The organism is Acetobacter sp. JWB, assembly GCF_003323795.1.
Taxonomy (GTDB): Bacteria; Pseudomonadota; Alphaproteobacteria; order Acetobacterales; family Acetobacteraceae; genus Acetobacter; species Acetobacter oryzifermentans.
Window position 1 is genome coordinate 2651860 of the sequence record NZ_CP030871.1, and the last position, 26297, is coordinate 2678156.

Here is a 26297-nt window from a genome sequence, read left to right on the forward strand (position 1 = left end):
GTTCAGAACTGATTAGGTAAGCAAAAAATTGTTTCCAGTAAAAAGGCAGCACCTTCAAACTTTGAAAAATGCTGCCTTGGCAAGATTATCTGTGACCACCACCAGGGCCACCACCGCCACCGGGACCGCCATGACCACCCGGACCACCACCACCGGGACGACCGCCGCCTCCGGGGCCGCCAGGGCCACCACCTGGTGGGCGACCACCACCACCGCCTGGGCGTGGGCCAGGGCCAAAGCCACCGGGGCCACCATGCCCACCGGGTCGGCCACCGGGGCCAAAACCTGGGCGAGGCCGCGGGCCTCGGCCACCACCGCCCCAACGGCCATAACCATAATAATCATCATATACGGGGCCATAGCCTGAATACCCGTATGGATAATACAGGCCGCCATCACCATAATAGGGGCCACCGCATGCGCTTAGGCTGCACAACAGCCCCAAAGCAGACAGTTTTAACGCCAGTTTTTTCACGGTAGCCTCCTTATCGGTCTATCAGGCTGAACCCCCAACCTTCACCAGAACATGATGTTTTTTACCAGCAGAAAGTTTGATGGCTCCATCCACCATATCCTGCTGTGTAATCAGCCTATTTTCATCTTGTATCACATCATTATTAAGGCGCGCCCCGCCACCTCGTACCAAACGCCGAGCTTCCCCATTTGTTTTAACCAACCCTGCTTCTGCAAACAGGCGAAAAACTGGAATGCCTGCGGCCATATCGGCCTCTGCCACTTCATGCACCGGCAGATCTGCCGCAGCTACGCGGCCTTCTTCAAACGTCTGGCGGGCAGCTTCTGCCGCAGCCAAGGCCGCATTGCGCCCATGACATAGAGCCGTTGCTTCTGTTGCCAGAACTTTCTTGGCTTCGTTAATTTCCGCGCCTTGGAGGGCTTCCAGACGTGCACATTCTTCAAGCGGTAGTTCGGTAAACAGCCGCAGAAAACGGCCTACATCTGCATCTTCCGTGTTGCGCCAGAACTGCCAGTAATCAAACACTGGTAAACGTTTTTCAGAAAGCCACACGGCACCGTTGGCTGTCTTGCCCATTTTGGCACCAGATGCCGTTGTAAGCAGTGGTGTAGTTAGCCCCATAACGCTCTTCTGGTCTGTGCGACGCACCAGTTCCACACCAGAAATAATGTTGCCCCATTGATCTGACCCGCCAAGCTGCAACACGACATCCATGCGGCGGTTCAATTCACGGAAATCGTAAGACTGAAGAATGGAATAGTTGAATTCCAGAAATGTCAGCCCCTGCTCGCGCTCAAGGCGATTTTTTACGGAATCAAACGCCAGCATGCGATTGATGGAAAAATGCACCCCCACATCACGCAGCAGGTCAATATAGGCCAGCTTGTCCAGCCAATCTGCATTGTTCACAAGCACTGCTTCTGATGCACCAGAGCCAAAGGTGAGGAACTGGCGCAAGCAACCTTCTATACCGGCCAGATTGGTCTGAATGATATCTTCCGTCATCAACCTCCGGGCTTCTTCCCGGAAGGATGGATCACCAATACGGGCTGTGCCGCCACCCACCAGCGCTATTGGCCGGTGGCCGTGTTTTTGCAACAGCCGTAACATCATAATCTGGATAAGGCTGCCAACGTGCAGGCTATCTGCCGTAGGATCAAACCCGATATAGGCCGCCACGGATTTTTCTGCCATCAGCGCATCCAGCGCATCGGCATCCGTGCACTGGAAAATAAAGCCGCGTGCAGCGGCCTCCCGCATGAAAGAACTCTTAAACCCGTTCTCGACCATTTATCCTGTCCCTTCTCTCCGGCCCCTGTCTGCAGGGCAGAACCAGCAGACAGACGCTCTAGCATGAGAGAGCAGAGAACAGAAACACTCAGCCCAAAAGCATTTGGCTGAAAAAAGCCTTAAGCTGTGCCGCCTACGGTTAGGCCAGTCATTTTAAGGGCAGGCTGGCCCACCCCAACCGGCACGCCTTGCCCGGCTTTACCGCAGGTGCCGATACCGGGGTCTAGCTCCAGATTACCGCCAATCATGGAAACCTGCGTCATGGCCTCCGCCCCGCTTCCAATCAGGGTAGCACCTTTTACAGGCGCCGTTACACGGCCATTTTCAATCAGATAAGCTTCAGATGCGGCAAACACAAACTTGCCAGAGGTGATATCCACCTGCCCACCCCCAAAGTGCACCGCGTACAGGCCACGCTTTACGGAGGAGATCATTTCCTCCGTTGTAGAAGACCCGGGCTGCATGATGGTGTTGGTCATGCGCGGCAAAGGCATATGCGCGTATGACTGGCGACGCCCATTTCCTGTAGGCGCCATGCCCATCAAGCGTGCATTCAGCCTGTCCTGCAGGTACCCCTGCAAAATACCGTCTTCAATCAACACGGTGCGGCCTGTGGGCGTGCCTTCATCATCAATAGTCAGGCTGCCGCGCCGGTCGGGTAGAGATCCATCGTCCACAACCGTAACGCCGGGGGAAGCCACACGCTTACCGATGCGCCCAGCAAATACGGATGTGCCTTTGCGGTTGAAATCCCCCTCCAACCCGTGGCCAACGGCCTCATGCAGCAAAATGCCGGGCCAACCTGCGCCTAACACAACCTCCATGGCACCTGCTGGTGCGGGTTGTGCTTCTAATGCAACCAATGCTTGCCGCAACGCTTCATCCACAGCGCCCTGCCATGTTTCTTCATTCAGCAAGCGGTTGATCTCATACCGGCCACCTAGCCCGTAACTTCCGCTTTCACGCTTACCATCATGTTCCACCACAACAGATACATTCAGCCGCACCAAGGGGCGCAAATCTGCCGCACGCGTGCCATCGGCCCGCATGATCTGCACAGCCTGCCATTCCCCCGAAAGGGAGGCCATAACCTGCACCACACGGTTATCTTTGCCCCGCGCATAGGCATCTATTTTTGAAAGCAGGCCAGAACGCGTTGCAAAATCGCTATCACCCAGCGGGTTGGCGTCTGTGTAAAGCCGCTGGTTGGTGGCCCGTGGCGGTGATGCCATCTGGCCTGAGCGTCCGGCACGCACGGCGCTTACAGCATCTACAGCACGCAATAAGGAAGACCGGCTGAGTTCATCCGAATGGGCAAAACCCGTTTCTTCCCCCAATACAGCGCGCAGACCGAATCCGCTGCTGGTATTAAAGGATGCCGAACGGATAACACCATCGTCCAATGCAATGCCTTCACTTTCTCTGTATTCCAGAAAAAGTTCACCATCCTCCATTCCGGCCAATGCCGTTTTTGTCAGCTTTTCCGCATCATCTTTATGCAGTTGTGCATCTGGGCGATGAAAAAACAGCTGGTCCGTAACGGCGAGAGCACCCGGATGCTGAGAGGAAGAAGACATGCACGACAACCCTTCAGGAAGAAATGGCCACACCGTAATGGCGCATACACAAAACATAGGAAGTTAAACCGCCACGTAAACCCGGCATGGCTGGCTTTTCCGTAGTAATTTTGGCTGGGCCCGGCTTATACGCCGGGCAATTCATTTACAGTTACAACGCGCCAGCCCACGTCCAAACGTTCCAGAATGGTTAGCGCCAGATTCTGCACGGAAAAATGAAGTGCTGTTTCCGCATGAATGCGCAAGGCATGGGCCAATGCCGCACGCACTACGCCACCATGCGTTACCGCTATAATATCCTGCTGCGCATATTTTTCTGCCAGCCTGTCCAGCAAGCGGCCCACGCGTGCGCAGACATCAATCATGCTTTCACCCTCTGGCGGGCATTCCGTTGCCCCAACAGCCCAGAACGGATGCGGTGCAAGATTAAGATACTGGGGCAGTTCCTCATAAGGCAGGCCCTGCCATGAGCCCAGATTCTGTTCAATCAGATCTGGCTCTACTGTCAGCTTGGCGGGGCCATAGCCAGCTTCCTGCACGGCCTGCGCTGTGCGTTGTGTGCGAGATAACGGGCTTACAAGCCAATGTGCTGGCTTAGGCAGGCGTTCTGCCAAAGCCCGATACATAGGGCGTTGTGCAATAAGGCTATCGGGGCACAAAGGCACATCCATTGCGCCGTACATGCACATACGGGCATTTTCTTCCACCAATGCGTGGCGGATCAGCCAGAAACGCGTAATACCCGGCGCCAATTTAGGGCCATCCAGAAAATGATCCTGAGATGAAGGTAAAACTTTGGGAAGGTCTCTTATTTCGTTCATAAAGTGTGTTGTGCGGCCAGCTAACTTGTGACGCAAGAGCCGAAATGGTGCCCCCTACAATGCAACAGGAAGCAATACTTCCGCCTCAACATCCACCACGTTTTCAGACTGCGCAGAAGCCGCCTTTTCCTCCGCTTTCTGCAAAAATGGCCAATAGCGCAGGATCAGGGAAATCTTTTCCATGACATATTGAACATTTTGTATCTCCTGATCCAGATACGTTTGATACGCCATACCTGTAGGCATATCTGACCCAGAAATATGGCGGGCACTAACAGAAATTCTTAAAGCACCCGCCATTTGCCCGCGCACCTGTGCATAAGGCACAGCAACAGGCTGCCCTAGCTGATAATTTCTGGCCATAATCTGATACACAGAATCTGGACAGCCGAATGGCAGATAGCCAGAGATATCCTGTTTTAACCACACATGTAGCTGGCGACATTCCTCAAGGTTTAAGACGGGAGTCATGCCACTATTACCCCCACCATTGATCAGAAAAGAAAAAATGGTTTGCTGTTGATCCCACGCATCGGGCAGAGCGCTCCGCTTTGCAAAGGTATCTGGCAATAGCTCTATTGTCTGATCCTGCTCCAGAATATGGCGTATTCCACCCAGAAACTGCCCCAAGCGATGGATTTTTTCTGTGGCAGGCACGTCAGAAAAACGTTTGATTTCCGCACATGCACCAACCCAGCGCAGTAATAGCCCCAAATTAAACCCATTGTTTAAAGAAGCTGTTGCCTTACAGGCGGGCCATTCCGCCTGATTAAAATAGGCTACCAGCCCTGATGGCAACACAGCATGATCCAGCCGTTGCCGCCACGCTTCTGGCAATAACAATGACCCACAAAACGCCGGGCCTGTATAAAATTTGGAACCCGTAACCATAACAGCCCAGCCACGCTGCAAATAGGCCTTGATACGCTCAGGCATCAGGCGCGCTTGGCAAGCATCCACCACAACATCAATCTGACCCGGATATGTATGGCAAAGCGCCTGCACCACCTGCATATCGGGAACAAGCTGGCCCGTTTTAGAGGTATCCAGCAAATAAAGCAGCACACGTTGCCCGGCCTGTATGGCTTTATGAATCTGCTGCTGACAAATATGGAAAATATTTTGCCGAGAATTCAGCTCGCCATTTTCGGTGCGCAATGGGGCTGTTACCAACTGTGTGCCTGCTGGAAACCCAGATATCTTCTCGCTTCTGCGAACACGGAAACCCAATGCAGTTGTGCTTGCAAAATGCCGACCTTGCGTTGCCAATGGCACACCGCTGCCGGTTTCTTCCACACCTGCCAAAACCACACCTACGGCAGGGTTAACAACCAAAGAAAGAGCCAACGCAGCCAGCACGGAATCCGTACCTGATGGCGCTAAAATACAGTTATCTGGTTTTTCAACACCGTAGTATTGCGCCAAAAAGGCCTTGGTATCTGCTTCAAGCGCAAGCAATGGTACTTCTGGAGGCTGCACAAGCATCTCCCGCACCAGCCCCAGCCGACATTTCTCCACAGCATTAAATGCATGCAAAGACGGCGATGAGGCCGTGGAAGAAGAATACTGTCCGCCTGTTACAGAAGGACTATAGGTGCAGCCATAACGATTCTGATGGGTTTGAGGATTAAGGCCGAGTCTTTCATCCCCACCTTCTGCCATAAGCACGTCAGAAGATCCGAGGTAAGGCCAGACGCGCTGCACCCACTGGCAAAAATCATTAACATTTTCAGTTTGACCAGAAAAAACCTGCGGATCGTTTCCTACCTGAAATACAGAAGATAACTGCTGTTGGCATACCTGCTGCAACCATTCCATATCAGGCAGCCTATCTGCTGCAAGCGCTTCCACCCATCTTTCCGGGCAGTTTTCTACAGCCCCACCAAAAATCTTCCACCACCGCGCCGCACTGCGGGCGCAAGCTACCCAAATGCGATTTAAATATTTCTTCACATCATGCGCAGGCAGGCTATTCAGCAGAAAAGCCAATTCCAGCGCCATGCGCCCATAAAAAGAAATTTGTTCTTTATTTTCCAGAAACAGTTTCCCAAAAACCGGCGTCCATGCTCCATTGTGTTGCTCACAAACAAACGGTTTTGATTGCTCTGGTTTTCCAATAACAGGAGAGGAAGCAGCCAGAAATGCCAGTTCCGGAACCATATGCACCCACTGCATTGGATCTGTTTGGCGGGTTCCTGTCATTGAATTAAAAACACCCTCATTTATAGAAGTTCTACCTCAATTAGACTGTGTATATTTTTGTCTAACGGGTGAGATATCCTTCTCTATCCAGATTTGCATAGAAAAAACGTAAGAATGCTGGAGAATTGCTTTCTTCTCCCATATGACTGATAAGCTGTTATCAGGCAATTATATCATTCTGGTCTTGAAGAACGACATAGCATGCGCATCTTATTAACCGGTGGTTGTGGGTTTATCGGGTCTGCCGTTATTCGCCACATCATACACAATACCTCACATTCTGTCCTGAATGTTGACTGCATGACTTATGCAGCTTCTCCTGAGACAGTTGAAGACGCCCCAGAGAGCGAACGCTATACGTTCTCACAGACCAACATCATAGATACACCTGCGCTGGAAAAGCTGTTCAACAGTTTTAAACCAGATGCAGTTATGCATCTGGCGGCGGAAAGCCATGTTGATCGCTCCATTGATGGGCCGGGCGTCTTTATCCAGACAAATGTGGTGGGCACATACTCCATGCTGGAGGCCGCCCGCAAATACTGGATGACTCTGGATAAGGAAGCGCAAGAAGCCTTCCGCTTTCATCATATCTCCACGGATGAGGTTTTTGGTGCACTCGGCCCCAATGATCCGCCGTTTACCGAAACAACGCCGTATGATCCACGCAGCCCGTATTCAGCCAGCAAGGCATCTTCCGATCATCTGGTTCGGGCTTGGTATCATACCTTCGGGCTGCCCACTTTTGTCACCAACACGACAAATAACTACGGCATCTGGCATTTTCCTGAAAAACTGATCCCGCTTATCACCATTAACGCCATTGAGGGCAAAGAACTGCCCGTATATGGCAAAGGTGACAATGTGCGTGATTGGCTGTTTGTGGAAGACCACGCAGAAGCTCTGGTGAAAGCCGTTGAAACGGGTAAACCTGGTGAAACCTACGCTATTGGCGCCCGCCAGCCGCGCACCAATCTGGAAGTTGTGCAGACAATCTGCCGCATTCTGGATGAACTCTCTCCAGATGCCGCAGGCCCACATGAACGGCTGATCCGTTATGTAACAGATCGCCCCGGCCATGATTTCCGTTACGAAATTGATCCTTCCCACGCAGAAAAAGCGTTGGACTGGAAAGCCAAGCATAATTTTGAAACCGGCATCCGCCGCACTGTCCAGTGGTATCTGGACAACCGCGCGTGGTGGGAAAGCATTCGCGCCCGCCGCTATACTGGCCAGAGACTGGGAACCACTGCTCCATGATTCAAAAACCTGCTACTCCTACCCCCATGAAGGGCATTCTGCTGGCTGGCGGATCTGGCACGCGGCTTTACCCCATGACACTGGCAGCCAGCAAACAGTTGCTGCCAGTTTATGATAAACCAATGGTCTATTATCCGCTTTCCACGCTTATGCTGGCAGGTATCAAGGATATCATGATCATCAGCACCCCGCTGGATCTGCCGCAGTTTAAGCGCCTGCTAGGAGATGGCTCTCAGTTTGGTGTAAACTTTGAATACCGTGTCCAGCCTTCACCAGATGGTATTCCGCAGGCCTTCCTGATTGCTGAAGACTGGCTACAGGATGCACCTTGCGCATTGGCTCTAGGTGACAACCTGATCTTTGCCGATCACCTCAGCGCTTCCTTGCAAAAAGCGGCGGCACGCCCACAAGGCGCTACTGTTTTTGCTTATCAGGTACGTGACCCCGAACGTTATGGGGTTGTTTCTTTTGATGAAACAGACCGTGCGCTTGATATTGTGGAAAAGCCCACCAACCCACCTTCAAACTGGGCAGTAACTGGCCTGTATTTCTATGATAACCGTGTGTTGGATTTTGCCAAAAAGGTAAAACCTTCCGCACGTGGTGAGTTGGAAATTACAGATCTAAACCGTTTTTACCTGGAAGAAGGCAACCTGCAAGTTGAGCGTCTGGGCCGTGGTTGCGCCTGGTTGGATGCGGGTATTCCCGATAGCCTGCTAGAAGCCAGCCAGTTTGTGCACACCATTCAGGCACGTCAGGGCATGCTTGTCGGTTCTCCTGCAGAAGTGGCCTTCCGTATGGGGTATATTTCTGCCGATCATCTTAAAGAACATGCCAAACGCATGGGTAAAACAGAACTGGGCCGGGTATTGTTCAACCTAGCTTCATCTGAAGGTGCAGGCCACTAAGGCCTGCTTTTTCCTTTCCCCTATAGCAACGCAGGAGTTTCCCGCGCATGAAATCCGAACGCCTTGCCATTCCCGATGTTATTCTGATTACGCCACCACGCTTTGGCGACAATCGTGGGTTCTTTTCAGAAACCTACAATATCGAACGCATGCGCGAAGCAGGCATTACGGAACCTTTCGTGCAGGATAACCAGAGCCTTTCCCGCCAGAAAGGCGTTATCCGTGGCCTGCATTGCCAGCTTGATCCGTTTGCACAGGGCAAACTGGTACGTTGCACCCGCGGTGCCATTTGGGATGTTGCCGTAGATGCGCGCACAGGCTCCCCTACTTATGGCAAATGGGTTGCGGCTGAACTTTCTGAAGAAAATTGGTCTCAGCTCTGGATTCCACCTGGCTTTCTTCACGGCTTTTGCACCCTGACTGAAAATGCAGAAGTGCAATACAAATGCACGGCTCTTTACAGCAAAGCATCTGAACGCGCCGTTATCTGGAACAGTGCGGAACTCGGGATTGAGTGGCCCGTTAAGGCTGAGGATGCCGTATTGTCTGAAAAAGACTTGCTGGCCCCAGAATTTTCAGCAGCCAAGGGATGGTTTCAGTATACGGGGAAAGAAGGCTAAGCATGAGCATTCTGTCTGAAACTGGCGGCCCTGTTCTGGTAACTGGCGGAAAAGGCCAACTGGCAACATCTCTGGTAAATCTTGGTGGCCCGCGCATCCGTTGCGTCGGCCGTCCTGATTTTGATTTTGACCGCCCTGAAACACTTAAAGCTACGCTAGACGCCATCAAACCGGTTGCTGTGGTAAACGCCGCAGCATGGACGGCTGTTGATCTGGCAGAAAGTGAACCTGAAGCCGCAGCTCGTGCCAATACAACAGGGCCAGAACTGCTGGCCCGCCTGTGTGCAGAACGCGGCATACCTTTTATCCATGTTTCTACAGATTATGTTTTTGCTGGAGACAAAGGCGCACCTTATGTGGAAACAGACCCTGTTTCTCCACAGACTGTTTACGGCAGCACCAAAGCTGAAGGTGAACAGCGCATTCTGGCGGCTGATCCGCGTAGCATCATTCTGCGCACCTCTTGGGTTTATTCAGCGCACGGGAAAAACTTTGTGCGCACAATGCTGAATGTTGGCGCCAAAAACCCAGCCTTGAAGGTTGTGGGGGATCAACGCGGCAACCCAACCTGTTCCGATGATCTGGCGCAGGCTATTCTTTCCATTCTGGCCACTATTGAAAAAACCGGCTGGAAAGATGAATACGCAGGCATTTACCATGCTTGTGGCACGGGTGAGACAACGTGGCATGGTCTGGCCGAAGCCGCGCTACAAAAAGCGGCTGAATATGGCCAAGCCAAACCCACCATTACAGCCATTCGCACAGAAGATTGGCCAACCCCTGCCAAGCGCCCAGCTGATTCCCGCATGGATAACAGCAAACTCGCGCACGTATTTGGTATTCAAATGCCGCAATGGCAGGAAAGCGTGAACAAGGTGGTACACCAAATCTTCACCACACCTTCCTGACACCTCTCTGGGGAAACAGGCGGCCCCAGAAGGTTATTTCAATCAATACCGCCTGACAAAATACAGAAGTGAACAGTCAGGTGCAGACACCAAACGTGCAACACGGGATGGATCTTCCCCAATCTCAGGAAACCGTTCCTGTTGCCGTTTTACTTTCTGTTTACAATGGTGCTGCATTTTTAAATGATCTGCTAACATCTCTTAAACAGCAAACGCATACAAACTGGGTTCTGCTGTGGCGAGATGATGGATCTACAGATGCAAGTATCGCATGCATGCATCAGTTTACCATTGATGTCGGCCATCAACGTTGCAGACAAATTACGTCTTCCCCTGCGCATGTGGGGGTTGTACTTTCTTACGCAACACTTCTGAAAGATGTGCCCGCGGGCTTTTTTGTTGCCTTCTGTGATCAGGATGATGTCTGGTTTCCGCATAAACTGGAACGTGGGCTCACAGCGCTAACCACCACCCAAAAACCTGCGCTTTATTGCTCACGCCAACGCTTAACAGACACCAAGCTGCGCCCAATCAGCATTTCACCGCAGTTACCGCCAAACCCATGTTTTCAAATGGCATTAACGCAGAATATTGCCACAGGCTGCACCATTATGCTTGCCCCCGCGGCGGTCTCCCTCTTGCAAGGCAGCTTTCCACCGCCAAATCATATTCTGCATGATTGGTGGGCTTATCTGGTTGTAACTGGCGCAGATGGCACAGTTATTACAGACAATCAGCCCACACTATTTTATCGCCAGCATGATAATAATGCCGTGGGTGCACCTGCCTTATTTACGCAACGGGCATTAGCCGCCCTTCGGCGCGGGCCTTGGCAGTTTATGTCTATCTTTCGGGATAATCTGGCCTATCTTGGCAAGCAAACTTACCTTTCAGCAAACAACCGCCATTTTTTAGATGCATTACAGAGAGTGCTATCACAATCAGGTATAATAGGAAGATGGCACAGATGGCAGATGCTACAGCACTCCCCCAAACTGCGTAGATATACTTGGCCGGAACAAATTATTTTCAGGCTGTGGTTTCTGCTGGGCTGAATAATATCTCGTAGTTTTGAGATTGGCTTTGCGCTTTTCCATTACCGATAGCGTGCAAACAAAACATTATGAGCAAGATAATGTGCTCAACACCTGCATTTTCTTTACACCTTCCTTAACAAAACCACGTTCCAGTGCTTCTGCTATAAAGCTGTTCACGATAGATTACCGCTACTGCTAAAACCGAATCATTCTCATCAATCACCCGCAAACATTTTTCTGGCATGCTGGAAACGTGTTTCGGCTTCTGGAGTCAGGATCAACACCCTTGGCGCGCATAAGCCCTACGCAATCCGATCATTATCCCCCATCCTCACACAAAAGCACGTTGCGTTTGCGCCTGGAGGAAGGTGGTGGGCTTGCGCTATGCGTTCTGGCCTGCGCTTTATTGGCTGCACTTGTCAGCTATAATCCCAATGATCCATCCTTCAACACAGCAACAGGCCAGCCGCCTACCAACCTGTTAGGCATAAGCGGGGCCTTTTTTGCCGATACGCTGTTGCAGGGCGTGGGGTTGGCAGCCATTCTGCCCGCGTTAATTCTGATTGCATGGGGCTGGCGGTTTATGAGCCACCGGCTACTGGGCCACGAATCATGGCCTGTATTTGCCATGCGTGTTGTAGCTATTCTGTGCCTGTTACCAGTTTCTGGCGCGTTGCTATCTGCTATTCCTCTGCTCTTCACTGCCCTGCCCGCCATTAACTGGCCAACCCAAGCGGGTGTTGGCGGGGGCATTGGCCATTCCATTGCCCAAACATCCATTGCCGCTGGTATGGCGGCCATTGGTCCGGCTGGTGGTATGGTGCTGTGGCTGCTTGGGTTGCTACTGGCTTTTCTGCTTATGGCTTTAGCAACAGGCCTGCGGCGGGAGGAATGGTTTGCCATCTGGCGGGTAACACTTACGTTGCTGCGCTTGCCGGGCAAGCTTGGGGTGCGCTTTGTGCGTTACTATGCCAGCCGCAAACCCCAGACCGATGCCTATACTCCCACGGAAACAGCCGATCTTTATAAAAACCGACCTCAAGCTTCCTCACAGTCTCTCTTTGCTCATGATGAACCAGAGGTAGAAGAAGTTTCCCACGCGGCACCAATATCTACGCCCGCATCTGCTGGCACAGCCTTGGTTTTGCATAATGAAGAAGACAGCAAAAAACCTGCGGTTTCTTCTTCCATGGAATTAGCACATCATATGCCAGCCCCTGCGCCTGCTGCTACGCCGGCTCCAGTCGTCACACAAGCGCCCCCTCCGCCTCTGCAACCCGTTGCAGAAAAAGCGGCTAAATCGGGTATTCTGGGGCGTCTGTTTTCTGGAAGTGCAAATCAGGAAGGCAGCACCAACCCTACGGCCCGTGCAGGCGCCACTGTGCGTAAAGGTGGATGGGAACTCCCACCTCTCAGCCTTCTCAAACCGGCCCCGAGCAATACACGCACAGGCCCTTCCCCAGAAGCGCTTCACGCAACAGCACGACTTCTAGAACAGGTGCTGGCCGATTATGGTGTGCAGGGCAAAATTGTAGGCATGAGCGCAGGGCCCGTTGTTACGCTCTATGAACTGGAACCAGCACCGGGCATTCGTTCTGCCCGTATTATTGGTCTTTCAGATGATGTGGCACGCTCTCTTTCTGTGTTGAGTGTGCGTATTGCCACGGTGCCGGGCCGTAACGTGATGGGCATTGAAGTGCCTAATCAAACGCGTGAAACGGTTTACCTTTCTGAGCTGCTCAACCAGCCCACATGGCGGGATGATCCGGGGCAGCTTCCTCTGGCTCTGGGCAAAGATATTGCTGGTGAACCAACATTCAGTGATCTGGCGCGTATGCCTCACCTACTGGTGGCTGGCACCACAGGTTCGGGTAAATCTGTTGGTGTGAACGCCATGATTCTTTCGCTGCTTTATCGGCTTTCCCCTGATGAATGCCGCCTGATCATGATTGACCCTAAGGTGCTGGAACTCTCCATCTATGATGGCATTCCACATTTGCTTACCCCGGTGGTGACAGAGCCGCCGAAAGCCGTGAACGCCCTTAAATGGGTTGTGCGCGAAATGGACCGCCGTTACCGCACCATGGCGCATATGCAGGTGCGGAATATTGCGGGCTATAATGCCCGTGCAGCAGAAGCCCGTGCCGATGGTGAAGTGGTTGTGCGCCGCGTGCAGACAGGGTTTGACCCCGAAACCGGAAACCCGGTTTTTGAGGAACAATCTGTTACGCTAGACCCCATGCCCTATATCGTCGTGATTATTGACGAAATGGCTGACCTGATGATGACGGCCGGGAAAGAAATTGATGCCTGCGTGCAGCGTCTGGCCCAAAAAGCGCGTGCTGCTGGTATTCACGTTATTATGGCCACGCAGCGTCCCTCTGTGGATGTAATTACCGGCACTATTAAGGCCAACTTCCCCACCCGTATTTCCTTTCAGGTTATCAGCAAGTTTGATAGCCGCACCATCTTGGGCGAGCAGGGGGCTGAACAGCTATTGGGCCAAGGTGATATGCTGTTCATGCAAGGTGGCGGCCGCATTACCCGCGTGCACGGCCCATTTGTGGCCGATAGTGAAGTGGAACAGGTTGTTAACTTCCTGAAAGAACAGGGAGAACCCGTTTACGATGATGACGTGTTGGCAGAACCCGTGGATGAAACAGCATCCTCCAATAGTGGTTCTGGCCGTTCTGGCGGCGGTGATAACGGCGAATCCGAAATGTATGATGAAGCTGTTTCCATTGTAACCGCTGAAGGCAAAGCCTCTACCTCCTTCATTCAGCGCAAGCTTTCCATTGGCTATAATCGTGCAGCCAAGTTGATTGAGCAGATGGAAAAAGACGGCATTATCAGCCAAGCCGACCGTGTTGGCCGCCGCAAGGTGTTGGTTGGCGCTAATCGGGAGGATTAAACATTCCTCCTTCTTCGCCACCCATCCTCTATCAGAATCATCATCTGGTTATTTTGAATAAACCGGCAGGCCTGCCCGTTCATGCAGGCCCTGCTGGTGGGCCAAGTGTTGAAGACTGGTTTCCGCTTCTTTCTCGCCGCAAGGATGGGCCATGGCTGGCGCATAGGCTGGATACAGATACATCAGGGTGCTTGGCCATTGCCTTACGCAAGCAACCCCTTCTGGCCTTGCAACAAGCCTTTGCCACCAAAACAGCACAGAAAATCTATTGGGCCGTTGTACAAACCGGCCCACAGGCAAACACTGGCCGCATAGACCTGCCACTTGAAAAACAATCCTCTAAAAAAGGCTGGCAGATGGTTGCATCTCCTTCTGGCACGCATGCCGCCACAAAATGGAAAGTTCTTGGCCGAAGCAAGGGGGTGTGCTGGCTGGAGCTTACCCTTGAAACAGGACGCACACATCAGGCCCGCGTACATTGTGCCGCCATGGGCTGGCCTATTATAGGTGATCCTCTTTATGGCACGCCGCACTCTGAAGGATTGCACCTTCTGGCCAGAAGTTTAACCCTGCCACTTTCTCCCCCCATTACAGCGGTTGCACCGCCCCGCCCCGGCATGGCGCCAGCTTTGCAAGCTTGCGGATGGAAACCTAACGAGGAAGCCAAACTTTAAGCGCCCCAAAAGATGGAAGTTTATTTTCTTTTATGCAGCCACGTTTTTACAATGTCCTCATGTAAAAGCTGCCGTTTTTTTCGGATAATTTCTGCATCAAATTTTTGGGCCTGTTTACTACCTGCAACAGACATCTGGCTGCGCTTTTGCGGATTATTCATCAAACCACGCAAAACATTCGCTAAAGCCGGAACATCATCCGGGTTAGCATATACCCCGGTATTTCCGACCACTTCTGGCAGACCACCACGAGAGGAAGCGACCACAGCCGCACCCATTCCCATAGCTTCCAGGGCTACCATGCCAAAAGGTTCTGGCCAACGGCTAGGTATGACAACAATAGCTGCCCGCCCCATAGCATCCAACACTTTATGATGGGGTTGATACCCGGCCATCGCCACATGGGCTGCCTGTGCTTGCACACGCAACTGCTTTAAAAAAGGCGTTTGCGGAGAATCCGGGCCGAACCTGTCTGCACCAATAATTTCAGCACGCCATACAGGATGGGAGGGTAATATTTCAGCACAAGCTGCTACAAAGGAATCCACACCTTTATCGGCAACAACACGGCCCGCAAACAGCAATAGATTCTCGCGCTTTTGAGAAACTTCAGGCAAAGCTGAAAAGTCCAGACAATTGGGCAGCACATACACATCCGCAGCAGGTACTGAACTTTTAAAGCGCTTTTGCACCCATTCAGATACGGCAACCACCGCCACGTTGCGTGCTAGCGTTTCTCGTTCTGCTGCTGTGCGCGCCTTCTTCATGCCGCACGGATCATTATGCAGCACTAAAGAAACAGGAAGATGAGGGAAACGCTTGCGCAGCCCCAGTGCAATATCTGGCCGGTTATGAACCTCAACGAGTTCTGGCTGAAGCTGCCGAATTTTTCTGGCTACTCCGGCTATATATCGGCCAATCCGCCCCCACGGATACAAAATGGAAGGAACGGGCTGGAAAGCCACATCCTGAAAACTTGGAACAGATAGAGGTGACCCTACAACAGTTTCACCTTCTAAGGCTGTGCGATGCACCAGTAACGCAATGGCCCCAGCCTGTTGCGGTGCAAATCTTTCTCGGGGGGGTAAAACTGTTAAAACCCGTAAGGCACGCGCCATTTTACCCCTCCGGTATCATACATTCTGTGGGGCACACTGTAGAACGTCACACCGTATCAGGGGATGGATTCATACATATCCAACTGCCACTCTGCCGGTTCATCTGCCGCCTCTTTATACCATTCCCGCATCAGCGGGTGCTGTCGCACGGCTTCCATATAAGCACGGGAAACATCGGATAGCCCTGTAACGTCATAGGACAGGAATCGGCAGACAATCGGGGCAAACATGGCATCTGCATTTCCAAAAGATGCACCAAACAGATACGGGCCATTAGCCCCATAACGGGCTCTGGCATCTGTCCAGATGGCATCAATTCGGGCGATATCCTTTAACACATCTTCCGCTAAAGGCTCTGCCAGCGGACGAGAATCTCGCCCCAGATTCATCGGCAGAGCAGAACGCACGCCACGGAATCCGGAATGCATTTCTGCTGATATGGAGCGTGCGATCGCACGTTCGCACCGTTCAGACGGCCATAGTGCAGGCTGGTGTTCTGCGCAGTATTCCGCAATGGAAAGCGAATCCCACACAACAGCGCCTTCATGCTCCAAATACGGCACACACCCGTTGGGAGACAGTGTTTTAAGCACTGTGGTTTTGCCACCACCTGCTAGCGGCACAACATCTATATCCACATTCAGTTGTGCCAGCTTTACCATCAGCCAGCCCCGCAAAGACCACGAAGAATACCGCTGCGTACCAATAACAAGCCGACCATCAGCCATCATTCGTGCCCTTTACCCCAAAATTATGCTGGAACAGTTTCTTCCATACGGCGGATAAACCCACCCCCCAGAATACGCGTGCCCTGATAGAATACACAGGCTTGCCCAGGGGCGGGCATGGCTGGTTCTTCCAGATACACCATAGCCCCCTCCGGCGTAGGCACCACGCGGGCGGCCCGAGGCTCTTCCCGCGCGCGCATCTGCACGCGGCAAAACAAACCTTCTGGGGGGGCATCTACCAGCCAGTTCACATTCCGCACGGAAAGGGCCGTAACAAAAGATTTTTCCCGCGGGCCAATAATCACACGCCTGCGGCCCGGTTCTACACCAACCACCATCTGGCGTTCGCCATTCAGGCGCGCGGCATTCCCCAGCCTTTTGCTTTGGCCTACAGTAAACCGCATAACACCTTCGTGCTGGCCGACAATCTGCCCCTGCTGATCCACAATTTCACCCGGACCAGCCATTTCGGGGTGCATTTTTTCAACCAGATCCACGTAGGAGCCATCGCTTACAAAGCATAGATCCTGGCTATCTGGTTTGCCCGCAACAACCAGACCAAAACGCTCGGCTTCTTTTCTAACGGCAGCCTTATCTGGCATATCGCCTAGCGGAAAGCGCAGAAACTCAAGCTGATCCCGCGTGGTAGCAAACAGGAACCAGCTCTGATCCCGGTCTTCATCACACGGGCGGTGCAGTTCTGCGCCCTCTGGCCCTTCTACACGACGAACGTAATGGCCTGTTGCCATAGCATCTGCGCCAATTTCACGCGCAAGGCCCAACAGATCCGTAAACTTTACACCCTGATTGCACGCCACACAGGGCACTGGCGTTTCACCCGATGCATAGGCATCTGCAAAACGCTCTATAACGCTATCCTTAAAACGGCGTTCCGCATCAATCACGTAATGCGGAAAGCCCAGAAGGTCTGCCACTGCACGGGCATCCCGAATATCCTGCCCCGCGCAGCACGCACCTTTTTTTGCAGCCCCACGCGAATCGTAAAGCTGCAAGGTAGCACCCACAACTTCATGCCCTTCCTCCAGAAGGCGAGCAGCTACAACAGAGCTATCCACCCCACCAGACATGGCAACAAGTATACGCATGAGCGCTATATCCTTTTTAAAACGGCTTCAGGCCTTGCTGGGCAGGCGTACAACCAAACCATCCAGTGCATCTGTCATGACAATCTGACAGCCCAAGCGAGATGTTTTTTCCAGCCCAAAAGCCAGATCCAGCATATCTTCTTCATCATCTGTAGGGGCTGCCAGCTTGGGGGCCCAAGTTGGATCTACAATCACATGGCACGTTGCACAGGCCAGAGAACCCTCACACGCGCCTTCAAGATCAATGCCATGCTTGTGGGCAATTTCCAGCACGGAAAGGCCAACCGGCGCATCCACTTTGTGTTCGGTTCCGTCCTGTTCAACAAATGTCATCTGGGGCATTGGTTTTCCATCCTGCCAAAGGCTGTTTCATTGCGGCATGTAGGGTTATGGCGCTTCTGTTGGGTTGCACTTGGTAACTTACGTTACGCTTCGCACCCGCAAGACAGCCTGCGCCAAATTTTCTGCCGCGCGTTCTGCTTCGGCGGCTGAGGTAAAACGTCCGGGAGACAGACGCAAGCTTCTTCCCGCTTCTTCCCTACGCAATCCCATTGCTTCCAGCACATAAGATGGGGCGAGTTCTGCCGAAGAACAGGCCGATCCCAAAGAAACAGCAAGATCTGGCATAACCGCCACAACATCCAAAGCCGAAACGCCTACGGGCAAGCGCAGGTTAAAAATACCCGGCAAACGTGGGGCTGCAACGGCATTAACCTCACACCCCGGCAAAACAGCATTCAGTTTGTTTAGAAAAACGCGTTGCAACATGGATAAATGCTCAAAGCCAGCATCCATCTCCTGCTTTACAATCTGGCAGGCTTCTCCAAACGCAGCCACAAGAAAACCGGGCACGGTGCCAGAGCGCACGCCACGTTCCTGCCCTCCGCCAGAAAACAGAGGCACCAGACGGACACGTGGCCGACGCCGCACAAACAATGCTCCAGCACCTTTTGGGCCATACAGTTTGTGGCTGGAAACAGAAGCCAAAGCCAAACCCCATGCCCGCACATCTACAGGAATTTTCCCCGCGGCTTGCGCCAGATCAGAATGCAGTAAAGCTCCTGCTTCATTCACTAAAGCGCTAAGAACCGGCATGTCTTGCAGCACGCCTGTTTCATTATTCGCCGCCATAATGGAAACAAGTGCTGTGGGCACTTTTAGCGCCTCTTGTAGCACAGATGGATCAAGCAGGCCGTTAGCATCTACTGGCAGCACAACAGGTTCAAACCCTTCCTGCGCCAGATTTCTCACGCTTTCCAAAACACATTTGTGCTCTGTTGCGACAGTTATAACGCGCTTACGCGGGCTACCCTGTGCAGCCAGATGGCGTACAGCCCCTTTAATGGCCAAATTATTGGCTTCTGTAGCACCCGATGTAAAAATGATTTCCTTGGCATCAGCCCCTATCAAGCTGGCAACCTGATTACGCGCATGTGCTACTCTGTCTGCCGCACGCATACCCGCTTCGTGCGTTGTGCTGTGTGGGTTACCATTTTCATGATCCAGAACATCCAGCAGCACTTGGCGCACCCGCAGATCACACGGTGTGGTGGCTGCATGATCAAAATAAATAGAAGATGCCATGATCGAAATTACACCAGAGAATCCATGAGCCCAATAGCTGCCGGGCTTTGCGCCATACGGGTATAAGATTCGATAAAGCGAGCAACATCTTGCTCTGTCACATTCCACGGCAAAGAAACGCGTAAGGCCTGCCCTGCCAAGTCATCCGCCCCCATAGCTTCCAACACGTGTGAAAACGCTACTTTACCCGAAGAACAGGCCGAGCCAGCCGAAACACAAATACCATCCAGATCTAGACGCATCAGTTGCGCCTGCGCCCGCCTGCCCGGCAATGCCAAAGAAACAGTATTGTTCAGGCGCGGCACATCTGCCCCAAATACTTTGGCGCCTGCGGCCACTGCCGCCTGCTCAATACTATTCCGCAACGGGGCTAGATCTCGCGGCTGCTCCAGCGCCGCACCTAAAGCTGCGGCCAGGCCCGCAATAGCCGGTAGCGGAGGCGTGCCACCACGACGGCCCTGCTCCTGCCCTCCGCCCTCAAATATTGGCAACACACGTGCTGGGGCTGGCCCGCGCAACAACAAGGCCCCCGCCCCTTTTGGTCCACCCATTTTGTGGCCTGAACACGCAAGGCTATCGATTCCGCTTTTCTCAACAGATAACGGCAAGCGCCCGGCTGCCTGCACCGCATCTACATGCAAATGCGCCCCATACTTCCGGCACAGCAAAACCACATCATCAATCGGGTGCAGCACGCCTGTTTCATTATTCGCCAGCATCAAACACACAAAAGCAGGTGTTTCATCCTGCGCCAGCACCTGTTCCAGCTTATCTAACCGTACCTGACCATTGGCATCCACATCTAACCACGCCACGTGTGCATCTTCTGGTGCACCCTTGCGAACAGCATCATGCTCCGTGCGCCCTATCAGGAACCTGCGGCCTTGGCCGAGTCCCCTCATGGCCAGCACATTCGCTTCTGTACCGCCTGATGTGAAAATACAGTTCAGCGGCGCTACATCCAGATAACGTGCAACCGTATTACGGGCTTGTTCCAGCAAAGCGCGAGCCTTACGGCCAGCCCGATGCACGGAAGATGGATTCCCTGTTAAATCAGCAGCTTCCAGCAAGGCTTCACGCGCTTGGGGGCGCAAAGGCTCTGTTGCATTAGCGTCCAGATAAACCACATCTGAACCACTGCTGTTTTTTTCTGTTTTGCTTGTCATGATGCCCCAAATCAGATCGCCTGCCACACAGACATGCCATACCCAAAAGGGCGAAAAACAGCCATTATAACGATTTATGTGGAAATCTTGGTCGCACAGCCGCTATAGAAAGCCGCATGGTCAACACCACGAGGTGCAGCATGCCTAATCACGCTGGGAGAAAAACCTTCCCCCACGCATTACGATCTCCACGGAATCTTGGTGCATGATTATGCCTGTGTCTTCTCCAAGGTCAACGGCAGAAAACACCTTCTGCTATTTTCTCTACACAGCAGAGACACCATATACCTAAAGAACCTTTCCTTTCCATTTCCTCCCCACAAACGGAAAGGAAAGGTGTGTTGAACATTTAACTGCGTGGCTTCTGCCCCGCATGGCCTGATTAGGAACGTGGCATCGTTTTTAGCCAGACCTGTTTACAGAACCCGGAAACGTCATGCCCACGGACGTTTTCCATGATCAAGCGGAACCCGAATGCCAGAGGTTATGTTTGCCGGCCCTGATGGTCGTCTTGAAGGGCGCTATCACCATTCAAACGAGCCCAACGCCCCGCTTGCCCTCGTGCTGCACCCCCACCCGCTGCACGGCGGCACCATGAACAACCGCATTACCTATGCGCTGTATCGCACGTTCGAAAAGATGGGCTTTTCCGTCATGCGTTACAACTCGCGCGGGGTTGGCCGTTCTCAGGGGCGGTTTGATGGCGGTATTGGCGAAATTTCAGATGCCGCCGCAGCGCTGGACTGGATGCAGATGGTTAACCCCAACGCCAGTGGTCTGTGGATTGCAGGTTATTCTTTTGGTGCTTTTGTTGGCATGCAATTGCTGATGCGCCGCCCAGAAATTACCGGCTGGATCAGCATTGCACCACCTGCAGCGCATTATGATTTCGGCTTTCTGGCACCATGCCCCTGCGGTGGCCTGATGATTGCTGGCGGCAAGGATGATATGGCCCCAGAACCTGCCATTCATAAACTGGTAGATAAGCTGAACACCCAAAAAGGTGTAACAGTTGATTACCGCGTTTTCCCCGAAGCGGATCATATCTTTGCCAAACAGGTAGATAAGATTACCAACGCGGTGGAAGACCACGTAACCAAGGCCATGGCGCACCATAATATGCCTTTGGCGGCGGACTAAAAACCGCTTTACTGCTGCCAGCCATTTTTATGGGCTGGCAGCAGATATATTTCCTTAAAAAATATCAGTCTTTTCGGCGCGGGTGTGCCAGCTCTCGTACAACACCATGCAACGTGCGCAGTTCCTGCTCTGTTACCTCACCGCGTGTAAAAAAGTGGCGTAGGTTGCGCACCATACCGGGCCGTTTCTGCTCATTACGCAGAAAACCGCAGCTATCTAGCTCACGCTCCAGATGTTGCAGAAAGTTTTCCAACTCCCCTTTGGTGGCCACATGGGTCTCATTCGTCATGAGTTCATGCGGGGGGGTCTGATCCTCTGCCATCCACCATTCATAAGCCATGATCATGACGGCCTGCGCCAGATTAAGCGACATGAAAGCCGGATTAAGCGGATAGCGAATCAGTGCATCTGCCCGCGCCATATCTTCATTATCAAGGCCAGCACGTTCGGGGCCAAACATCAGGCCAACTTTTAACCCGCGCCCTGTTGCCGCACGCAATTCCGCTGCACCACCACGGGCCGTTAAAACTGGCTTGATGATATGCCGAGGCCGTGGGCACGTTGCATACACATGGTGCAAGTCTGCCACGGCATCATCCACACTCTCATGCACCGTTGCAGCTTCCAGAATCCGATCTGCCCCGGAGGAAGCACGCCATGCGCGCTCTTGCGGCCATCCATCCCTTGGGCTGACAAGCCGCAAATGGAAAAGGCCCCCATTAGCCATGGCGCGCGCTGTGGTGCCAATATTTTCCGCCATCTGCGGACGCACCAAAATAACAACTGGCGTATTGCCTATTGGCTCCAGAGGTGCACCTCCGTCCCGCCCGGTCATGCGCGCCTCCAGCTTGTGCCGTCTTTGGTATCTTCCAGCACAATGCCCTGAGCCTGAAGCTGATCACGTAGCGCATCGGCCTTTGCAAAATCCCGCGCTTTGCGAGCCGCCAGACGTTCGTTGATCAGGGCTTCAATCGCGGCATCTTCATCAGATGCATCACCTTTAAACCACTGCTCCGGGTCACCCTGTAAAAGCCCCAGCATGCCTGCACCCGCTTTAAGCGCGCCTGCGGCTTGCCTGTCTCCTGCCAAAGCTTGCGCTGCAAGAGCGTGCAGCTCCGCAATAGCCTTGGGTGTATTAAGATCATCTGCCAGAGCTTGCAAAACGCCCTCTGGCACATCTGTTTTTGGCACCGGCCCCGCAGCAAGCGCACGGTAGAACCGATCCAGCGTTTTACGCGCTTCCTGCAAACCGGCCTGCGTATAATTGAGCGTAGAGCGATAATGCGCCCCCAACAGCAGCAACCGCAGAGCTTCTGCCGGGGCTTGGGCCAGCACATCCCGAATGGTCAGAAAATTGCCCAAAGACTTGGACATTTTCTCGCCCTCAACCAGCAGCATGGCATTGTGCACCCAATAATTGGCAAACTTGCCATGTGGGAAGCAACACATGCTCTGGGCACGTTCGTTTTCATGGTGCGGGAACAGAAGGTCTGATCCGCCACCATGAATATCAAAGCTATCCCCCAAATAGCGATGTGACATAGCCGAGCATTCAATATGCCACCCCGGCCGCCCACGGCCCCAAGGGCTATCCCACCCCGGCTGGTCTGCATCCGATGGTTTCCACAGCACAAAATCACCCGGTGCTTTTTTGTAGGGAGCCACCTCTACACGTGCGCCAGCTTCAAGATCTTCCGGGTTGCGGCCAGAAAGTGCGCCGTAGGATGGAAAGGAGCCAACCGAAAACAGCACATGCCCTTCGGCCTCATACGCGTGACCGTTTTTAATCAACCGCGCAATCATGGCCTGCATTTCACCAATATTATGTGTGGCGCGCGGCTCTATATCCGGCGGCAGCACATTCATGGATGCTAAATCTTGATGGAATTCTTCTGTCGTGCGCTGGGTAAGAGAACCAATATCCTCCCCATTCGCACGGGCACGGGCGGTAATTTTGTCATCAACATCCGTGATGTTCCGCACAAATGTCACACGCGGGTAAACATGCCGTAGCAAACGCACCAGCACATCTGCCGTCAACATAGCCCGCAAATTGCCAATATGGGCCAAGTCATACACTGTTGGTCCACAATAATAGACTTTTACGTGTGCCGGATCGATAGGCGTAAACGGCACCGTGGCACGGCTTTGGCTATCGTGCAGGGATAGAACTGGATGAGGAGGAAGATGAGAGTGCGGCATGCAGCCTAGATGCGCCAGCAGCGGTTTGGATGCAATATCCTGCCGCCTCAAAAAACCTTCCATCAACGTAAAAACAGGTCTTGACGACAGGGGGTAGTTTCAGCTTAATTCTGCCCCTGCGCAAGACGCATGAGTGCCCTTATAGCTCAGTGGTAGAGCAACCGCCTTGTAAGCGGTAGGTCGTGGGTTCAAATCCTACTGGGGGCACCACTTTTTCTTCCCCATTGAAAACTTGGCGTTTAGTGGCAGGCGGTCGATTTACGCGGCCACCCATCCATCCTGCTTAAGGGCTACACCTGCCAGATATAGGCTGCCACAAATCAGCACTCTTGCATGTGGCTGTGGATTCTGGGCAACCAGCGCATCCAACGCCTCAACCAGCGTTGGCCCAACCTGAGCCTTTCCGCCAGAAGCTTCTACAATAGCTTCCACCGGCAATGCCAAATGCTGCTGAGGCTCACAAATAGCCCACACGCTAGATGCAAATGGCAATACAGGGTGCAAAAACCCTGTTGCATCTTTGGTCTGTTTCATGCCCACCAGCACATGCAGGGGCTGATCTTTCCAGTGCGCCAGTTCCTGCGCCAAAGCATTGCCTGCACCGGGATTATGGCCACCATCCAACCAGAGTTCCCAGCCCTTAGGCAGATGAGAAGCCAATGCGCCATGAAGCTGTTGCATGCGTGCAGGCCAGTTTACACGGCCAATGCCCTGCCACGCCTGCTCCGGCACATGCAGGCCGGAAACGCGCAATGCCTCTACAGCAAGCCCCACATTTTCAACCTGCCACGGCCCAACCAACGCTGGCTGAGGCAATGTGAGTTCTCCGGCCCTGTCTGTAAATGTCAGCCTAGCCGTGCCCGACTCCGCACCATTTTGCGAAAAAACTGACCATTCAGCCCCACGACGATAAAGCGGAGCCCCTACCTTTTCGGCCTGCGCTTGCAGAACTTTCATAACCGCTTCTGGCTGCTTGCCCGTTACAGCAGGCACACCCGGCTTGAAAATACCGGCTTTTTCTCCGGCAATAGCTTCCAACGTGTCCCCCAAAAATGCCTCGTGATCGCGCGAGACGGAGGTAACAATACATGCCACAGGTTTACGCAGCACATTGGTGGCATCACACCGGCCACCAAGCCCCACTTCGATAATAGCCAGATCTGCCGGATGGCGAGAAAAAAGCAGAAAGCCAGCCGCTGTCAGAACTTCAAATACGGTAATGGGCGCACCAGCATTCACCCGCTCGATTTCTTCCAGCGTGGCAACCAGTTCCGATTCGCTAACAAGTTTACCGGCAATACGAAACCGTTCTGTAACATCCACCAGATGTGGGGATGTCATCACATGCACACGCCAGCCTGCGGCCTCACCAATCGCACGCAGAGTTGCGCATGTGCTGCCCTTCCCGTTTGTGCCTGCAACATGGATAACGGGGGGCAGCTTTTCTTCCGGGTGCCCCAGCTTTGCTAGCAGCGCCTCTAACCGCCCAAGGGAAAGATCAATCAGAGCTGGATACAGGTTATTCAACCGCTCCAACACCGCGCCAGTCCGGCCCGTAAATTCTGCTGTTGGGCCAGAGGCTGCTACTTTTGTCATGGAAAAATTACTCTGCGGCGGCGGGAGCCGGTGCTTCTGGGCGCGGCGGCGGTGCTTTTACATCAGCCGGTGCATGCATCAGCAACCCGATCACGCGGGCCAATGTTGCGGGCACATCCTTACGTGGCACCACCATGTCCAACATACCGTGATCCAACAGGTATTCAGACCGCTGAAAACCTTCTGGCAGCTTTTCGCGCACTGTATCCTGAATAACGCGAGGGCCAGCAAAACCGATTAGCGCATTGGGTTCGGCCATCTGCACATCGCCCAACATGGCAAAGGAAGCCGTAACCCCACCTGTGGTTGGATTGGTCAGCACCACAATATAAGGCAACCCGGCTTCTTTAAGCATTTCAACGGCTACGGTGGTGCGCGGCATCTGCATTAGGCTGATAACGCCTTCCTGCATACGTGCGCCGCCAGAAGCCGTAAATATAACCAGAGGGGCTTTTTGCAGAATAGCCAAGCGTGCAGCGGCCACAAAGCGCTCACCAAACGCAGCCCCCATGGTGCCTGCCATAAATTCAAACGCCATCACACCTACAACAGCCTGATGGCCACCAATGGTGCCGTGGGCCACAATAAGCGATTCATCCAGATGGCTTTTTGCGCGCGCATCTTTAAGACGATCTGTATATTTTTTTTGATCGCGGAACCCAAGCGGATCAACCGGAGCAGATGGCAGTTCGATACGGGTGAAGTCCCCGTTATCAAATGTCCATTTCAGACGGTCTATAACCGGTGCACGCATATGATGCCCACAATGGGGGCACACATTCAATGCCTTGTGCAGCTCTTTGGTCAGAATCATCTGGCTGCATGAGTCACAGGTCGTCCACAGATTATCCGGCACATCCCGACGCAGCAGGCCGCGAATTTTGGGACGAACATATTCGGTGATCCAGCTCATTTTGAACCCTGTGACTGCACAATACAAATTGCAGGGACAAATATAATATGGCCCAGCACGC

23 protein-coding genes and 1 tRNA gene are annotated in these 26297 nt (G+C 53.1%); 9 read left to right on the forward strand and 15 right to left on the reverse strand.

What is annotated here, in order from left to right; translation table 11 throughout:
• Positions 1-85 precede the first annotated feature (85 nt).
• The 5 genes from DS739_RS12540 to DS739_RS12560 all read right to left on the reverse strand — a co-directional run bounded on the left by DS739_RS12540 (position 86) and on the right by DS739_RS12560 (position 6365).
• Entirely contained in the window at positions 86-475 is a 390-nt protein-coding gene (locus tag DS739_RS12540; protein WP_081461414.1) for a hypothetical protein, read from the reverse strand.
• A 21-nt stretch (positions 476-496) separates the two neighbouring features.
• A complete protein-coding gene (tyrS, locus tag DS739_RS12545; protein WP_006115601.1) occupies positions 497-1765 on the reverse strand; it encodes a tyrosine--tRNA ligase in 1269 nt (422 codons plus the stop codon).
• 119 nt (positions 1766-1884) lie between these two features.
• Positions 1885-3342 (reverse strand): metalloprotease TldD, encoded by a 1458-nt coding sequence (gene tldD / locus DS739_RS12550; RefSeq protein WP_035353069.1) that lies wholly within the window; start codon positions 3340-3342, stop codon positions 1885-1887.
• 125 nt (positions 3343-3467) lie between these two features.
• Positions 3468-4163, reverse strand: a complete 696-nt coding sequence (locus DS739_RS12555; protein ID WP_035353066.1) for a histidine phosphatase family protein — start codon at positions 4161-4163, stop codon at positions 3468-3470.
• Between the two features lie 54 nt (positions 4164-4217).
• The gene (locus tag DS739_RS12560; protein ID WP_006115605.1) at positions 4218-6365 is read right to left on the reverse strand and encodes a hypothetical protein; all 2148 of its coding nucleotides are present in this window, start codon (positions 6363-6365) and stop codon (positions 4218-4220) included.
• Between the two features lie 201 nt (positions 6366-6566).
• Here DS739_RS12560 and rfbB point away from each other — a divergent pair, with 201 nt between their 5' ends.
• The 7 genes from rfbB to DS739_RS12595 all read left to right on the forward strand — a co-directional run bounded on the left by rfbB (position 6567) and on the right by DS739_RS12595 (position 14683).
• Positions 6567-7625, forward strand: a complete 1059-nt coding sequence (gene rfbB, locus DS739_RS12565; protein WP_006115606.1) for a dTDP-glucose 4,6-dehydratase — start codon at positions 6567-6569, stop codon at positions 7623-7625.
• On the forward strand, positions 7622-8533 hold the full coding sequence (rfbA, locus tag DS739_RS12570; protein ID WP_035353063.1) for a glucose-1-phosphate thymidylyltransferase RfbA: 912 nt from the start codon (positions 7622-7624) through the stop codon (positions 8531-8533). The genes rfbB and rfbA overlap by 4 nt, the downstream gene beginning before the upstream one ends.
• Before the next feature lie 47 nt (positions 8534-8580).
• The gene (gene rfbC / locus DS739_RS12575; RefSeq protein WP_006115609.1) at positions 8581-9153 is read left to right on the forward strand and encodes a dTDP-4-dehydrorhamnose 3,5-epimerase; all 573 of its coding nucleotides are present in this window, start codon (positions 8581-8583) and stop codon (positions 9151-9153) included.
• Positions 9154-9155: 2 nt separating this feature from the next.
• Positions 9156-10061, forward strand: a complete 906-nt coding sequence (gene rfbD, locus DS739_RS12580) for a dTDP-4-dehydrorhamnose reductase (protein ID WP_035353060.1) — start codon at positions 9156-9158, stop codon at positions 10059-10061.
• Between the two features lie 80 nt (positions 10062-10141).
• Positions 10142-11116: a glycosyltransferase family 2 protein gene (locus DS739_RS12585; protein WP_170315286.1), complete on the forward strand. Its 975-nt coding sequence runs from the start codon at positions 10142-10144 to the stop codon at positions 11114-11116.
• Positions 11117-11351: 235 nt separating this feature from the next.
• Positions 11352-14009: a DNA translocase FtsK gene (locus tag DS739_RS12590; RefSeq protein ID WP_006115612.1), complete on the forward strand. Its 2658-nt coding sequence runs from the start codon at positions 11352-11354 to the stop codon at positions 14007-14009.
• Between the two features lie 53 nt (positions 14010-14062).
• A complete protein-coding gene (locus DS739_RS12595) occupies positions 14063-14683 on the forward strand; it encodes an RluA family pseudouridine synthase (protein WP_006115614.1) in 621 nt (206 codons plus the stop codon).
• A 20-nt stretch (positions 14684-14703) separates the two neighbouring features.
• Here DS739_RS12595 and DS739_RS12600 read toward each other — a convergent pair whose 3' ends face one another.
• From DS739_RS12600 to DS739_RS12625, 6 genes are all read right to left on the reverse strand, one after another.
• On the reverse strand, positions 14704-15801 hold the full coding sequence (locus tag DS739_RS12600) for a glycosyltransferase family 4 protein (RefSeq protein WP_006115615.1): 1098 nt from the start codon (positions 15799-15801) through the stop codon (positions 14704-14706).
• Positions 15802-15857: 56 nt separating this feature from the next.
• Positions 15858-16529 (reverse strand): glutathione S-transferase, encoded by a 672-nt coding sequence (locus tag DS739_RS12605; protein WP_035353144.1) that lies wholly within the window; start codon positions 16527-16529, stop codon positions 15858-15860.
• A gap of 23 nt (positions 16530-16552) precedes the next feature.
• On the reverse strand, positions 16553-17635 hold the full coding sequence (mnmA, locus tag DS739_RS12610) for a tRNA 2-thiouridine(34) synthase MnmA (protein WP_006115617.1): 1083 nt from the start codon (positions 17633-17635) through the stop codon (positions 16553-16555).
• A 27-nt stretch (positions 17636-17662) separates the two neighbouring features.
• Positions 17663-17977, reverse strand: coding sequence for a ferredoxin family 2Fe-2S iron-sulfur cluster binding protein (locus DS739_RS12615; RefSeq protein WP_006115619.1), 315 nt, complete (start codon positions 17975-17977; stop codon positions 17663-17665).
• A 78-nt stretch (positions 17978-18055) separates the two neighbouring features.
• Positions 18056-19219 carry a cysteine desulfurase family protein gene (locus DS739_RS12620; protein ID WP_035353051.1) on the reverse strand — a complete coding sequence of 388 codons (1164 nt, stop codon included), beginning with the start codon at positions 19217-19219 and terminating at the stop codon, positions 18056-18058.
• 8 nt (positions 19220-19227) lie between these two features.
• Positions 19228-20412 carry a cysteine desulfurase family protein gene (locus DS739_RS12625; protein WP_006115622.1) on the reverse strand — a complete coding sequence of 395 codons (1185 nt, stop codon included), beginning with the start codon at positions 20410-20412 and terminating at the stop codon, positions 19228-19230.
• A 447-nt stretch (positions 20413-20859) separates the two neighbouring features.
• On the opposite strand from DS739_RS12625, the gene DS739_RS12630 reads away from it, so the two are divergent.
• On the forward strand, positions 20860-21525 hold the full coding sequence (locus tag DS739_RS12630) for an alpha/beta hydrolase (RefSeq protein WP_003623374.1): 666 nt from the start codon (positions 20860-20862) through the stop codon (positions 21523-21525).
• A 64-nt stretch (positions 21526-21589) separates the two neighbouring features.
• On the opposite strand, the gene DS739_RS12635 is transcribed toward DS739_RS12630, so the two are convergent.
• Both DS739_RS12635 and cysS read right to left on the reverse strand, forming a co-directional pair.
• Positions 21590-22360, reverse strand: a complete 771-nt coding sequence (locus tag DS739_RS12635) for an RNA methyltransferase (RefSeq protein WP_006115623.1) — start codon at positions 22358-22360, stop codon at positions 21590-21592.
• Complete coding sequence (cysS, locus tag DS739_RS12640) at positions 22357-23790, reverse strand: cysteine--tRNA ligase (RefSeq protein WP_081461415.1); 1434 nt, start codon at positions 23788-23790, stop codon at positions 22357-22359. Before cysS ends, DS739_RS12635 begins: the two co-directional genes overlap by 4 nt.
• A 72-nt stretch (positions 23791-23862) precedes the next feature.
• Here cysS and DS739_RS12645 point away from each other — a divergent pair.
• Positions 23863-23937, forward strand: a tRNA-Thr gene (locus tag DS739_RS12645).
• 48 nt (positions 23938-23985) lie between these two features.
• Here DS739_RS12645 and DS739_RS12650 read toward each other — a convergent pair.
• On the reverse strand, positions 23986-25323 hold the full coding sequence (locus DS739_RS12650; protein WP_006115626.1) for a folylpolyglutamate synthase/dihydrofolate synthase family protein: 1338 nt from the start codon (positions 25321-25323) through the stop codon (positions 23986-23988).
• Between the two features lie 7 nt (positions 25324-25330).
• Entirely contained in the window at positions 25331-26236 is a 906-nt protein-coding gene (gene accD, locus DS739_RS12655; protein ID WP_035353045.1) for an acetyl-CoA carboxylase, carboxyltransferase subunit beta, read from the reverse strand.
• Positions 26237-26297: the final 61 nt, after the last annotated feature.